Raw genomic sequence first — 14,468 nt, 5'->3', positions numbered from 1 at the left:
GAGCCTTGTTTTTCCGAGGTAAGCAAGGCCCTTGCTTGTTGCACACGAATGGTTAACCGATCTGTGATTTGCCCTGTTGCAACAATTTATTGACCGCTGTATTCAACTGCTGCAATCCATTGTCCAGGTTACTTTGCCCTAACATGACGGGTTTGATGACATTATCAATGGCCTGACTCAGGGCCTGTGTGGTGGCATAAGGAGTAAACTGATAGGTACTCAAATAAGGCAGTTCCGCCTGTTGTACTTTGTAGGTTTGCTGATCAGCCGCCGTAGTTTTGGGCGTCTGGTCGAATAGATGTTTAAGAGGGGAGAGTCCTGTACCAGATTTAGCACGTGCTACAGCTGGATCCTGACCCATATAGAATTCAAAGAATTTCCAGGCTTCATCGGGATGCTTGGATTTTTTGGTAATGTACCAGCCGGTACCGCCATAACAATTGCTGACCCGCTTAGTGGGAGCCCATTGTGGAGATGGAATCAGTAATGACTGCTGGCGTACTTTGGCATCGGAACTGGCAAGATAGCCTCCAAACCAGTAGCCCCAGGGAACCATTGCCATGCGCCCACTAATAAACAGCGGTCCAGACCAATCGGTGCTGGGATCAAGAGGAGAATCCCCCACGCGTGCACGGGCCCAGTCCACAAACCATTGCATGATTTTCTTTACTTCAGGTTGCGTAAAGTCCATTTTGCTCAGATCATTATCTACATAAAGTGAGGCACCTGCCTGACTTAACATGGTGAGAATCTGGGCCATGAAATCCCAGTTGGTGCTCATACCATAGGTCTTGATTTTGTTCCCTTGATGCACAGTGAGGCGTTTACCCAGATCAAGCAGTTGATCAAAGGTCAGCGGGGTATCCTGACTGGGATAAGGTACTTTGGCCGCATCAAAGGTCGCTTTGTTAATCCAGTACATTGAATCCTGTGACCAGTCATGGGGCATCCCATAGCGTGCCCCCTGGCCCTGCGCTTTGCCGTCCCAACGATAGAGATCACAGACTGCCTGTAAATCATCTTCTTTGAGGATACTACTCTGTTTGAAGTATGTTGTAAGATCGAGAGCAACCCCCCGGGCCGCTAAATTGGTGATTTCCGACCCACCAGGAGTTTTGACAATATCGGGAGGATTATTGGATGCCAGCATCGCACTTAACCGACTGACATCGTAGTCGATGCGCTTAATGTGGATGTTTGCATGTTGCTTTTCAAAAACGCTAATCCACCGTTTGCTCAGGCCTGTATCATTGTTATCGTTCGCATCATCCATGATGGTTATGGTTACAGGTCCTGAAGAAGTGGTAGCAGGCCCGCTACAGGCTGCAAGTATCGCTTCGATACCACTGGCGGCACCAACTATGCCGGCCGATTGAGCGAGGAAATGACGACGGGTAGTTGATGAAACCTTGATGTGCTCTGTCATAGAAATATTCCTCCATCCCTGAGAAAATAAGATCGATGCCACACATTTGACGGCCATTTTATGCCTCATCGATGAGGCTTTGACACAAATATTGGGATATGCTGACCAGTAACCTGGTTGTGCTCCTTTCATCGTGAATCGTTCTATGAAACCTGCAATGTGGGTTTAGCTGATGGTTGGACATGGTGCGGTTGAGTCACGTACAATGAGCCTGGTTGAGAGCTCAATACGTGTTCCCTCGATTGATTGCCCTTCCATCACACGATACAGCGTTTCTATACCCACCCTTCCCAGTTCATACGAGGGCTGGCGAACCGTGGTTAACGCTGGTGTGACAAAAGAGGCAAACGGGCTATCGTCAAAACCAACCACCGAAATGTCTTCTGGCACCCTCAAGTTATGTTCATGGGCGGCACGTATAGCGCCTACCGCCATCACATCGTTGAAGGCAAAAATAGCTGTCGGCCGATGTGTCAATGCCAGTAGACGCTGTGCAGCCTTATAGCCTCCATCCAAAGTAAAATCTCCATAGCTGACAAGCTCCGGCGTATGGGTAGTATAGAGTCCGGCGGCAATTAGGACCGCATGAAAACCAGCCAGACGATCAATGCTCGCAGTCCAATCGGGATACCCAGTAATCACCCCAATGCGTCGATGCCCGTGTTCTACCAGATGCTCGGTTGCTGCTCGTCCACCTGACATATTGGCAACCGAGACAGCTGGAATTTCTTCTCCCAGTGGGTAGCGAGGGTCAATCACAACAAAAGGATAATTTTGTGCGCGCAATTGAGCCAGTTCTTCTTTACTCTCTGAGGGCAAAATCAATACAGCCCCATCTGCACCTCCACTGCGTAAACGTTCAAGGAGCGTGACTTCGCGTGAATGTTCATGGCGGGTCGGACAGATGACCAGATTCGCGTCATGCTCTTCGGCAATCTGAGAGGCACCCTCCAGAATTTCAACAAAGTGATCAACGCGTGGAACGGTGAAACCGATATAGTTAGTGTGCCCACTAACCAGGGAGCGTGCGTGCCGATTTGAGACATAGCCTAATTCACGCACATGTGCCAGCACCCTTTCCCGTGTTGCCGCCGCCACATCGGGTCGCTCGTTCAGTACACGCGAAACGGTGGCTATCGACACACCAGATCTTTGTGCGATATCCCAGATAAGCGCACGCGATGGACCGCCCTGACTTTTTGCCCTTTTATCGCTCACTAACCACTCCTACCTATTGAGAAATATGTGAGATATTCTCATGTTATTGGCCAAATTACCGTAAACGTTTCCGGATTCAATCTTAGTCTAAATTGCAGAAATACATTTGTCAAGGGATTTTTAAAGCAAATTATCGACCACTAAGGACTGTTCTCGTATTTTCATAATGCCTTGACAAATAGAAATGTGCATGTTACCTTTACTGAAGTGATAATTATTTCGTAAACGTTTCCAGTAGATATCCCTTCTTCATGCAAGCATAATTATCACGTTATCCCCCATCCAACATAATCTGGTCATGGATGACCAACATACCTGTTTTCCAAGGAGAAAAGGCTATGGATACGAAGCAACAGATGCTACGATGGATGATGGTAGTGGGTACAGTGGCAGCAATATTTTCATTAAGCCTGAGTTGTGTTTTGCTGACAGATGTGCAAAGCGCACAGGCCAGAACGACAGTTTCTCCCCATAATCTTGTGCTTAATCCTGGTTTTGAGGCCGGCCTGGCTCATTGGTCTGACTTTGGAGGGAACCCACAAACGAACAGTCAAGTGGTCCATGTGGGCAAGCACGCACTGCAACTAGGTCCTGATCAGCAGCTACGCGGCCAGAATGTGTCGCTACAAGCCAACACCCTTTATTCCCTGACTGGCTGGGGAAAACTGGTTGGCAGCCATGATTACAGTCAGATTAGCCTGATTGTTACCGATACGGCTGGTCAGGTCTATGGGTACCAGATGCACTTTAGCGAGGTAGATTGGAGCTGGCAAGGGCAGACCATTCTGACGCCAGCCACGATCAAGTCAGCGGTCGTGATCGTGCAAAAAAATGCCGGTAGCGGAACATTTTATGCCGATGATATTTCTCTGCTGCCCGGACGCGATCCGCTCGTCTGGCCATTTGCCTCCAATAGTATCTGGAATACGCCGCTTGGCTCGAACGCCGTGTATAAACCGACCTATATCGAAAAGGCGAGCAATATTACGTTTGATCCCGTCTACTTTGCCAATTTACACGGTGCCGTCGATTACAAAACGTATCCTTTACATAGTCCTGATGGTCCCTCGTATACCGTGGATGGCGTGACGTATGGAGGACGCTGTAAGGGAACAACGAATTATGGCAGCATTGCTTTACCCAATAACTTGATCGTAGGTGATGCGACGCTTTCCCCGAATTATTCAACCCCCAATAATGCGGCAGGCATTGTACAGCCTGATGGACGTACGCTCGTACAGGTCCAGCCCCTGGCGCGTTGTGATGCGAATGGTGGTGCCAATGGGTATCGTGGAACCGAGAGCGATATTTATAGCGATGGTATATTGGGCACACACTTTGGCTCGGGCATGAATGCCATTGGTGGCTTAATTCGTCAGAGTGAGTTGGTCAATGCGACCCCAATTATGCATGCATTGCAGCTTGAATTATGGGGACGTAAGTATTTTGCCTATAACCAGCAGGATCCCAAACCAGGTTTCCGCTGGCCGGCGGCCAATCCAGATGGTTATGCCAAAGATCCAACCTACGGATATTGTACGCTTGATCCTTGTAAAAGCAATCCAGACAACAGTTTGCGCCAGGGAGCATTGCTGGCGATCAGTACCAATGCCACGCCACAAAGTCTGGGATTGACGAGTGCACCAGCGATTAAACTCTTTTATGCGCTCCAGCATTATGGTGGCTATGTCGTTGACGATACCGGTTGGGACGATAACCAGATTGGTATTGATAATAGTGCTCTTGCGGATACGAATCTCAATGATCCGACCTTTACCAGCGATATCAATACGCTGTTTGCGAACCTGCAGGTGATCGATAACAATAGTGCGAACAGTATTGGTGGTGGTGGTACCCCTGTGGTACAACCTGCGCCAGAACTACACGCGAAAACGATTGCCCCATTGAGCAAAAAGGGCTGGAGCGCGACCGCCTCAGATAATAGCGCCGCTGCCAACCTGATGCTCGATAATAAGCCAACCACTGGCTGGGATACCGGTAAAAATCCTTATGCCGGCGAAAATATTGTGATCGATATGAAGAACAAACAGACCTTTAATCGTGTGGTCATGGATAGCAGTCTGTATCCGTTCTCGCATGTCCAGGACTATGACATCTTTGTCTCAAATGATGGAGTAAATTGGGGCGATCTTGTGACGCATGGTTCTGGCTCGCGCAGCAGTCAGATTACCTTTGCAACTCAAACCGCACGCTATCTCAAAATTCAATCAACGGGAGGAGGAATTAATCCATCACAAAACTGGGCTGTCGATGAGATCGATGTCTATAATAGTTGTTCCTGAGAAATTGTGGATGTAACCATGCGCGGCTATGTTGAAGGACCAGCATAGCCGCATTCATAGGAGATGTAGTCATGAATGAACATGCACATCAAAGAATGCAAGGTACGTTCAAAAAATCGTTCATCTTATTACTGGCCTTTGCCATGATTATGCTGGTAACATTACAGTTTAACCATATCAGGGCGAGTGCCAGCGGACGTGATCCTCTCACCTGGCCATTTGCCAGTACGAGTATCTGGAACATGCCGATTGGCGATCAAGCACAATATGCGCCGGCCAATATCCCCAGAGCGGCCAATGCGACGCCAGATCCCGACTGGCTGATTACGACCACCTCGTCTGATCCTGTACGCCCAATTTATCAGCCAGGTTCTTTTGGACCCGGACGCTGTTCTGGCACGACCGGAGAAGGCAGTTCGACAACCTATTTTCCCGATAATGTGATTGTGCCAGATGCTACCAGTAATCCATATTCAACGCCGAATAATGCCGCAGCTATCGTGCAGCCTGATGGTCATACGCTGGTACAGGTTGAGCCACTGGCACGTTGTTCGGCCGGTGGGAATGTCTATGGCTATCAAGCCTGTGGTTGGGCCAGCCGACAGGATCTGAAGGATGATGGATTGTGCGGTGGTCACTTTGGTTCCGGCCTCTCCAGCATTGGTGGCATGGTGCGCTTGAGCGAGTTGCAAGCCAGCGGCGACAATACCATTCCACATGCATTACAATTAGAGATCTGGGATAATTATCTTTACGCCTGTAATGGGACCGTGAATGGTTTCCGTTGGCCAGCCTCGCGGGCCGATAGTGGAGCCTGTGATAGTAATAATGCAGGACATTACAAAGGGAACAATCCCAATGTACTGCAAGGCTCATTGCTGGCTTTGCCCACAAACGCGACGCCCGAGAGCCTGGGCATTACCACCGATGTTGGCCGTAAGTTGTTCACCGCCTTACAAAATTACGGAGGCTATATTGTTGATGACACCGGTTGGGATGATGTGCAGGTAGGTGTACAAAGTGGTGTCGAAAAACAGTATGATTTTGATGGCAATAGCGGCTATCATAACGACATTGTCAACCTCTTTAGCGCTCTTCAGGTCATTACCAACAATAGCGAAAACAACATCGGTGGTGGTGGCACATTGCGTGCCCCGATGGCTCCCGATTTCTCATCTGATTCGGGCAATGGTGCACTGGATCGAACAGGGTGGAGCGCAAAAGGAACATCAAGCAACAACCTGCTCAGTCCTCTAGATGGTGAGGCCGCCACGCGCTGGACCACCGAAGCCCCACAAACCAACAATCAGTACTATCAAATAGACATGGGACAGAACCATGATATCAGCCAGGTGGTTCTTGATAGTACTCAATCTCCAGGTGACTATCCACGGCAGTATATCCTCTTTCTCTCAACCTCTAATAACACCTGGGGGAATGCCGTTGCCTCCGGGAGTGGAGATGGTCCAATTCTGACCCTTTCTTTCTCTACCCAATCGGCACGCTATATTACGATCCAACAAACGGGGAGTGCCGCTAACTGGTGGAGTATCCACGAGCTCAATGTGTATCCCTGACCAGGGATCTTTGTATACCACTATTCTAGAATCTTCATGTAATAGTGTCTGGTGACTAGAGATTTAAACCAACGTGTAATGGGCCTCTGAAAAACCAGACATAGCGCTGCCGCAAGTTATACCACAGGATGAGCAAAATCAAAGAACGTGCCATCGTGATCACTACAACTTGCGGCAACGCTGTTACTAATCGATCTTCTCCAAGATCAAATCGCCCATCACATGCAACCTTTATCTGATTACAACGTTCTTGATCATATCCACAGCCACCATACGCAATTCACAAGAGTAATGGTGATCCTTATTATCGGTAAGCCAGGTCTGATCTGGCTCTGGCAGCATTTCAGATAGGTGTAGCAGGTCATTTTCCTGGCCGTTTTCCTGGTTGTAACGGACAAGTTTCACAAAGGCTTCAACATAGACGGGACTCGTCATATCAATAAAGGTGGGCTTGAATTCACTGGCTACCTTTAAAAACACAAAGCGGGGAATGTGGTGAGCTTGTGCCCAGGAATTGACCAGCATGAAGCGTTTGCCCGCGTCTTTTTCATGGGTAAAGGATAATTCAGTTGGATGAAAACTCCATGTTTCACGCATGATCACCATACGATCGACAGTCATTCGTGGCATATAGCGACCCGTTGGGAGAAGATTAAATTCTTTGTACACAATCCTTGAGAGAAACTCTGCAAAGACTTCAATAATATCAAAACACTGACCGTCTTTTGTCTCTGCAACCAGCGTCTCTCCTTGTTGGGTAATCTCCAGTTCGCTAATGGCTAACACCTGAGCACTTTGGTCTGGTACGACATCGGCCGAATACACTAATCGAATATCTTTGGCTGCATTAAATGCTGGCCGCATACGGGTGGCGGGAAAACGTTGTTGTGACAAAATTGGTACAATCCGTGGCTCCGGGATATCACTCACGACAAAACTGATGAGTCGATCCGGATCTGGATATTGTTCAATAAAGGCCTGATGTTGCTGGGTATTTGTGGCTATATGCAGCTCACCCAGGATAAGTTCATAGTCATCCTGGCTGATCGCGTCTGTGCTTGTTGCTCTGACCAGAATATCTGGACTGTGGTAACAGGCATCCTTCCAGCCAGGACCAGGAGCGGTAAAGACTTCCTGCACGAAGGGGCGTAATTCTTTGCTTGTATAGCTGGCGCGCCGTTCATATGGCAGGGTCGCCAGGATATAGAGCCAGCGCTCTTGAAAATCTTTGATCACGCCGTCAATCGGGCGCTCAGCCGATTCATCAAAAAGTAATGGCTGTGCCCAGAGCCAGAAATTCGCAAAATTGATGCGGTCTTTCCCTGTTTCTGCTTTCAAATCTGCAAAGGCCTGGCAAAAGGCTTTACGGTAACGTGTGGCTGTCTCATAGGTAAACCAGCGCGCACTCTGTAGCAGTAAAGCTAATGGTTGTTCTAACGCCTGTACAAACTGTGGCCCTAATTTCATTTCAATATCACGTCGGCAATCCTCGTAGACCAGGGTGCGGCCAGCATAAATGCGTCCAGATGCTCTATGCGACTCCTTATGCGTTAAGGCCGTAAAGGTTTCCTCTAAGTGACCAAAGGCTGTATCCAGCGTATCCGCGTCTCCTGCGGCCTGCCTGACAACGTCTCGCGCCTGGACAAGTGTGTCTAGCAGGACAAGCTTCTCCTGCCGTAATTGCTGATCTTCAATCCCAGCAAGGACCGCGCGTAAACGCTGTTCAGGATGCGAACGAGGTGTTCCTTCGGTCGGTACCTCCAATGTCCAGGTAATGCGCTTCATGCTACGCAGGTGGGTGAGAACAGTGTAGACATCTGCTTCATTCGTGATCTGGCCATCACTCTCTTCCAACACGCGCCGTGCGATATCTTTAGCGGCCCGTTTTCCATTACAATATTGGAGGATCAGGGCCTGCCGAGAGGTCAGTTTGACAGGTCTGGCAAAGGGTACAATGAGCAGCGCCCCCTCCAAAAGCACGTGTGGTAAGAGACGAGGTTTACAATACGGGAGGACAGATGTATCGGTTGCGATCACTTCGGCAAGGCTATCAATAGCCCAGCCTTCAAAATAGACATCGCGTGATGCGAGTAATGCTTTTCCTGGCTGGAAGGCTATGGTGTCAACATCAGAACTGAAACTGGCCCATCCCAGCGGCCCAAAAAAACCAATGCTCTCGTTTTTCGTACAATAGCGTTGAATGTAGTTGGCGACAAGCGCTTCACGTCTGCGTTGCTCGGCACCTCGTTGCGCTGGATCATGGCGTAAGAGCGCTGCAATACTCGCATGCAAGGCTATTCTATTCTGCCAGATGATCGCTTCCCTGAACTGCTTATCTTCAGCAATTTGGCGCAATGCGTGGGAATTTTGCTGCGTGGCCAGTTCATACGCCTGGGCAAATTCCTGCTGGCATACCTGAAGTTTTTTCCGCAGTGTACGCACATGCTCTAGCTCAACAAGTTTGGGTATTGTCTCCAGTCTTCCTTTTTTTAAGGCTTTCAGGACCTGTGAGAGCATACGTTGTTCTTGTTCATCATTCGTCGCTATTTGTCGTGCTCTTATGTGATAAGAGGCCATTTCACTGGCTTGCATGACTTCTACTTCCAGGTAACGTAATCGATCTGCAAGTTCTGCACACGACGAAGCGGCCAGTTCCAATATCCATGCGATGGGAAAACCCGCTCCGCGTACGACAACATTGCGCCATAAGGCCCATTCATCATGAACCATTCCTGTTAGATGTGTCGGCAATGTCTGGTATCGCCGCTCATAGATATCTGCTTCAGGCGCTTGAGGCATCTCAGGTGCTGTTTTCTGGATTAGCGGTGAATATTTAGCTTCGTTAATCATTTTCCACTCCCCAAATGTCCTTGTACATTGATAGCTTTGCTCCAAACATAACCAAACTTTTCCTATCTGTCATGCCGTGGAGACAGTATTTTTGCACCTATTGAAAGAGCCTGCACTTCATTTTGGTATTTTTTGTGCCTGTAGACACAAAAAATACTGTCTCCACGGCATGACATCAATGAGGTTTTCAAGTACAGTCAGTAATGTGCTTGCAAGAAACATCCTGCTGGCCTATGCACAATAATCTGGGGTTCACAAACCGGAAAAGTTGTATTCAATCTACAAGAGGAGGATGCTATGTCAATACACGTCTCACCCGAAGATGCTTCTTTACACGAACTTCAATCAACTCCCATTGATAATGTCCTTAATATTATCGATGATGGATTAGTACATCTTCCATCATATCGAGAGCTCTATTATCGTTGGGAGAATCAGCATTGGGAAGCAGGAGAGATCGATTTTATTCCAGATATTATTCAGTGGGAAGATACCTCGGCTGAAGAGCGGGCTTTGCGTATTCATGCCCTGGCTTCATTTTTTCAAGGTGAGGCCAGTGTAACCGATGGGCTGGCACCCTACGTAATTGCGATGCCAGACGAAGAGATGCGCATCTATGCCACAACACAACTCGTTGATGAATCCCGCCATACTATCTTCTTTACGCGTTTCTTCAATGAGGTGCTCGGGGTAGATAAAGGCTCGTTGGAAGACACACTGGCTCATGCGAAAGAGTTCATGAATCCTTATTCCAAGGCGATCATTATTGAGGCCTTAAGTGATGTCGCTGACCGTATTCGCCGTGAGCCTCAGGATTTGCGCCTGCTGGTTGAGGGTGTCACCTTATATCATGTACTCATTGAGGGCACGATGGCTCTGGCTGGCCAGCGAGCACTGCTGGAAGTGTATCGACGCGACAATATTTTTCCAGGATTCCGTGCTGGCTTTACGGCCGTGGCACGCGATGAATCCAGACATGTGCTTTTCGGCGTGAAATTCTTACGCGATATGATCCACAACGATCGCGACTATGCACAGGTTGTGTATAACACCATCAATCGCCATGTTTCCAATGCGCTCCAATCAGTCGCCCCGCCAGAAAACAGAATAGAGCCGATGCTGGCACAAAAAGAAGATCCCTGGGAAACACCGCGCTATGCACGCAGGTCACTGGAAAAGAAACTACGCGTCATTGGCCTGGATATGGAATTACCAACGCTCCCTCCAGTCCCAACGTTCGCCTGAGACGAGACACAGAGCTATGAGCAGCGAAAGCAGAAGGATAATGGAAAGAGACACAGAAGAGAAAATCCTTTATCTCTCTCAGCAGGATGTGGCACACATTTGTCAGGATCTCGATAGTGTGGCCATCATTCGTGAGATGTTTCACCTCCATGCCACAGGACAAACACTCCTGCCAGATGAAGCATATATGGGATGGACAAATGCTGATGGTGAGGTGGTACGCAATCTGAATATGCCGGGTTATCTCCAGGGTTCACAACGCCGTGCAGGCACGAAGATTATTAATGGCAATATCGCTAATCCGAACCGCAATCTTCCCCGTGCCAGTGGTCTGACTTTACTGTATGATGATACTACGGTACGCATTCAATGCATTATGGATAGCGCTTTCATTTCAAGCCTGCGTACCGCCAGTGTTTCAGCGTTGGCCGCAGATCTCTGTCAGGGTCCTGAGGTCCAGACGCTGGCAATCATTGGGGCAGGCGTCCTGGCAAAAGCTCATATTGAGCTCCTTACCAGGCGCCTGCCAGCTCTCCATCACGTCCAAATTTTTGATATTAACCGCGATCGCGCTGATGAGCTGATCAAAAGCCTGTCACCAGAAATGCAACAGCGCCTGGCCTTTCATATCACGACCTCCGCAGAAGCCGCGATCCGACCGGCTCAGTTAGTCATTCCTACGACAACGACGACCAGAGGCTATATTCCATTTTCCTGGTTACAACCGGGAACGATCATTGTCAATGTCTCGTTGGATGATGTCTTACCAGAAGTTGTCTATCAGGCACAAAAAATCATTATCGATGATTGGCCATTAGTAAAAAATGATACACACCGCCTGCTTGGCCGTATGTATCGCGCAGGACAGATAACCGGACCTGCAGGACGCGATGAGGGCGCTGCCAGCAAGGATGGGTGTCGCGGGATCGATGCAGAATTAGGAGAGCTTGTCATTGGCACGAAAAAAGGCCGGGAAACGCCACAAGACATTATCCTGGTCAATCCCTTTGGCATGGCTATCGAAGATATTGCGATTGCCCACAGAGTTTATCAGCTAGCACAAAAACAACAGCGAGGTATCTGGCTCGAACGCTAAACAGCGAACAACCCACAACTGTCAATACGCGAAAAAATAGTTATTGTATACTGTACGTGACAGTCACTGGTTAGTCCCAGAGAGATGTATATCATGCACACCATTAATCAGATTCAGAACAACATACCAGAACAAGAGGAGAGGCTCGTGAAGCCACAGCCGACACGCAAACGTCGCCGCGTCCCTAAGGTTCTGCGCATCATTCTTGGCATACTCTGCACGTTACTCGTATTGAGTGGAGCGCTCTACACGCTGGCATACTTTAATACGGACAACTCACTTGCGGCACGCTTACTGGTCTGGCAAGATGCATCAGCAAAGGATTTCAATCGATTTACCAACCGACCAGTCGCAAATGCAGGCCCGGCTTACACCTACCAACGACTACCAGCAAATAATCTCTACAGCCCAGCCTTTCAAACCGTGACCACCAACGATAATGACTATGGACAGAATCAAGATCTTCGTCAGTTTTTAACCTCTACTGGCACAACGTCATTTCTGGTAATCAAAAATAATCAGATCATCTATGAGCAATACTTCAATGGCTATAATGCTACCTCAGAGGTAACCTCATTTTCCATCGCGAAATCCTTTACCTCTGCTCTGGTTGGCATTGCTATTGAGGATGGCTCTATTGAGAGCGTCAATACACCTATTACACGCTATCTGCCCGAATTAGCTAAACGTGATCCGCGCTTCGAAAAGATCACGATCCAGCATTTACTAACGATGACCTCAGGCATTCAATGGCATAAAGAGGCCAATCCTTTACAAAGCGATGACTCAAAAACATACTATGATCCAAACTTACGCTCTCTGGCGCTACAATGCAATATCGTAGCCGCCCCTGGTAAACAATTTGTCTACAATCCCTATAATGCTTTGCTTCTAGGCCTCATTCTAGAACGGACAACCCATCAGTCGGTTTCGCATTATCTTCAGGAGAAGATCTGGAAACCCCTGGGTATGGAAGCATCGGGTTCCTGGAGCCTGGATAGCGCACAGGATGGTTTTGAGAAAATGGAGAGTGGAATCAATGGACGGGCAATCGATTTCGCCAAATTTGGTAGCCTCTTCCTTAATCATGGAAAGTGGAATAACCAGCAGATCATCCCTGCTGCCTGGGTAAAACAGTCAACCGGTGCGAGTACCCAGACAGATCCAGATTGGTTCTATCAATACCTCTGGTGGATTAGCAGTCGCGATGGCGTGAACTATCATTATTCAGCACGTGGCAATAAAGGCGAGTTTATCTACCTGATGCCCGATCAAAACCTGGAGATTGTACGCTTTGGCAGCGAATATGGCTATAATAGCTGGCCCGCCTTCTTCGAATCGCTTGGCGTGAAGATTGCGGCAATCGATCACCAGCATAACACACCCTCATCCATAAACAATATGGTGCAACCGGATTCCTCGGTGCAGGTAAAATAGAGGCGACCTCTTAGAATGTGTTTTACTTCCACTCTCTTAGGGAAGCATACAACCGGCCGCACGCGGGCCCTAAAGCGCCCATCCTTCTTTTACGTGTGCTGTCAAAAAGTATTCTCCGAACACTTTTTGACAGCACACGTAAAACCGTTGGAGCGCCAGAGGCGCGAAAACAACGATAACGGGGGTATGGATTTCATGGTAATCAAACATTATCTTCAAGGTAGCAATAAAAAGCACATGATCAATAGTGACGATACAATCACTATTGATCATGTGCTTTTTATAGGAGGCATGCTAATTTGGGATATTCGCAGTTGGTATGCCTGCACAGTTGTGCATAGGTCTTGTAGGTTGCTTCACGATGCTGCTTCATGGCCGCATTTGCTCCCGCGTGCATCCCCAGACTCTCGTTATTATTCTTATGCATGCAGACAATGATATCAAAAAGCCGTTTCATACAAGCAAAGACCTCAAAAAAGTCCAGGTCCATGATCTGCTGCCCGATTAAATCCTCGTACTCAGAAAGAACAATATAGCCCCATTCCTGACCGAAGAAAGTATTGAGGAGTGTAAGGGTCCAGGCCAGGTCAAAACGAAAGTCAGATACTTCGATCTGGGTCCAGTCAATGACATATGCTTCCCATTGTTCGGTGAGCATGATATTGGCGGGATGAAAATCTCCGTGTACGACCGCCGGGGCGACATGGCTCATGTGTTGGCTACGCTGCTGGAGCCACGTCAGGATCGGATCAAAAAGCTCGGGAAGGGTCTGTTCAATCAGAGTTCGCGTCGTCGCAAGTTTCTGATTGACGAGGTCGGTCTGTACATACTTAGTGGGATCAATCACAAAATCTTCCCAATGCATCGTGTGCAACTCAACGAAGAGTTCACAGAAATGACTGATAAGTGGGAGTACTTCTTGAGGAGAACAATTCTTCATGATGCTATACATGGAACATCCAGCTATCTTTTCCATCAAGACATAAGCTGAACCTACCCTGGTATCGTTCAACATGATATGCTGGACCCGTGGCACGGGATAGCCATTGTGTAATAGCTGCTGCATCCCATAGAACTCACCAATGGCTTTTTTTACGCCACTCGTTCCACGATAGAGCTTTAAAATGGTGGGAGCTGTTTGATATATCATTGCCTTCTGGTAACAGAAGGTAAATGAATAAAGTTCGCTTTCCCAACCGGTGTTTTCACGTCTCAACTGATGAATCTCTGGCTGCTCGTACGTAGGATGCTGACTACTATACATCTCCAACAAGTGTTCACGTACGCTGTCTTCAACTTGTGTCATGCTCATGGCT

General features: G+C 48.2%; 9 protein-coding genes. 5 read left to right on the top strand and 4 right to left on the bottom strand.

The window, feature by feature from the left end; translation table 11 throughout:
* Positions 1-52 precede the first annotated feature (52 nt).
* Positions 53-1,426, bottom strand: coding sequence for an ABC transporter substrate-binding protein (locus EL633_RS32115; RefSeq protein ID WP_161982629.1), 1,374 nt, complete (start codon positions 1,424-1,426; stop codon positions 53-55).
* Positions 1,427-1,591: 165 nt separating this feature from the next.
* A complete protein-coding gene (locus tag EL633_RS32110) occupies positions 1,592-2,644 on the bottom strand; it encodes a LacI family DNA-binding transcriptional regulator (protein WP_126631289.1) in 1,053 nt (350 codons plus the stop codon).
* A gap of 338 nt (positions 2,645-2,982) precedes the next feature.
* Here EL633_RS32110 and EL633_RS32105 point away from each other — a divergent pair, with 338 nt between their 5' ends.
* Positions 2,983-4,947, top strand: coding sequence for a discoidin domain-containing protein (locus EL633_RS32105; protein ID WP_161982628.1), 1,965 nt, complete (start codon positions 2,983-2,985; stop codon positions 4,945-4,947).
* 71 nt (positions 4,948-5,018) lie between these two features.
* Positions 5,019-6,524, top strand: coding sequence for a discoidin domain-containing protein (locus EL633_RS32100; RefSeq protein ID WP_126631287.1), 1,506 nt, complete (start codon positions 5,019-5,021; stop codon positions 6,522-6,524).
* Between the two features lie 231 nt (positions 6,525-6,755).
* On the opposite strand, the gene EL633_RS32095 is transcribed toward EL633_RS32100, so the two are convergent.
* Positions 6,756-9,374, bottom strand: coding sequence for a lantibiotic dehydratase (locus EL633_RS32095; protein ID WP_126631286.1), 2,619 nt, complete (start codon positions 9,372-9,374; stop codon positions 6,756-6,758).
* 297 nt (positions 9,375-9,671) lie between these two features.
* On the opposite strand from EL633_RS32095, the gene EL633_RS32090 reads away from it, so the two are divergent.
* The 3 genes from EL633_RS32090 to EL633_RS32080 all read left to right on the top strand — a co-directional run bounded on the left by EL633_RS32090 (position 9,672) and on the right by EL633_RS32080 (position 13,152).
* Positions 9,672-10,619, top strand: coding sequence for a ribonucleotide-diphosphate reductase subunit beta (locus EL633_RS32090; RefSeq protein WP_126631285.1), 948 nt, complete (start codon positions 9,672-9,674; stop codon positions 10,617-10,619).
* A 40-nt stretch (positions 10,620-10,659) separates the two neighbouring features.
* A complete protein-coding gene (locus EL633_RS32085; RefSeq protein ID WP_161982627.1) occupies positions 10,660-11,715 on the top strand; it encodes an ornithine cyclodeaminase family protein in 1,056 nt (351 codons plus the stop codon).
* A gap of 93 nt (positions 11,716-11,808) precedes the next feature.
* Entirely contained in the window at positions 11,809-13,152 is a 1,344-nt protein-coding gene (locus EL633_RS32080) for a serine hydrolase domain-containing protein (protein WP_161982626.1), read from the top strand.
* Between the two features lie 280 nt (positions 13,153-13,432).
* Here EL633_RS32080 and EL633_RS32075 read toward each other — a convergent pair whose 3' ends face one another.
* Positions 13,433-14,458 carry a phosphotransferase family protein gene (locus EL633_RS32075; protein ID WP_161982625.1) on the bottom strand — a complete coding sequence of 342 codons (1,026 nt, stop codon included), beginning with the start codon at positions 14,456-14,458 and terminating at the stop codon, positions 13,433-13,435.
* Positions 14,459-14,468: the final 10 nt, after the last annotated feature.

The sequence above is a fragment of the Dictyobacter alpinus genome (assembly GCF_003967575.1).
Taxonomy (GTDB): Bacteria; Chloroflexota; Ktedonobacteria; order Ktedonobacterales; family Ktedonobacteraceae; genus Dictyobacter; species Dictyobacter alpinus.
Note: the sequence above shows the minus strand (reverse complement) of the source record. Positions and strands in the feature narration are given on the sequence as shown.

Bases quoted from the DNA above. Each gene is read 5' to 3' on its own strand.
- EL633_RS32085 (WP_161982627.1), top strand. From the start codon at position 10,660: ATGGAAAGAGACACAGAAGAGAAAATCCTTTATCTCTCTCAGCAGGAT.
- EL633_RS32100 (WP_126631287.1), top strand. From the start codon at position 5,019: ATGAATGAACATGCACATCAAAGAATGCAAGGTACGTTCAAAAAATCG.
- EL633_RS32075 (WP_161982625.1), bottom strand. From the start codon at position 14,458: ATGACACAAGTTGAAGACAGCGTACGTGAACACTTGTTGGAGATGTAT.
- EL633_RS32105 (WP_161982628.1), top strand. From the start codon at position 2,983: ATGGATACGAAGCAACAGATGCTACGATGGATGATGGTAGTGGGTACA.
- EL633_RS32090 (WP_126631285.1), top strand. From the start codon at position 9,672: ATGTCAATACACGTCTCACCCGAAGATGCTTCTTTACACGAACTTCAA.
- EL633_RS32080 (WP_161982626.1), top strand. From the start codon at position 11,809: ATGCACACCATTAATCAGATTCAGAACAACATACCAGAACAAGAGGAG.
- EL633_RS32115 (WP_161982629.1), bottom strand. From the start codon at position 1,426: ATGACAGAGCACATCAAGGTTTCATCAACTACCCGTCGTCATTTCCTC.
- EL633_RS32095 (WP_126631286.1), bottom strand. From the start codon at position 9,374: ATGATTAACGAAGCTAAATATTCACCGCTAATCCAGAAAACAGCACCT.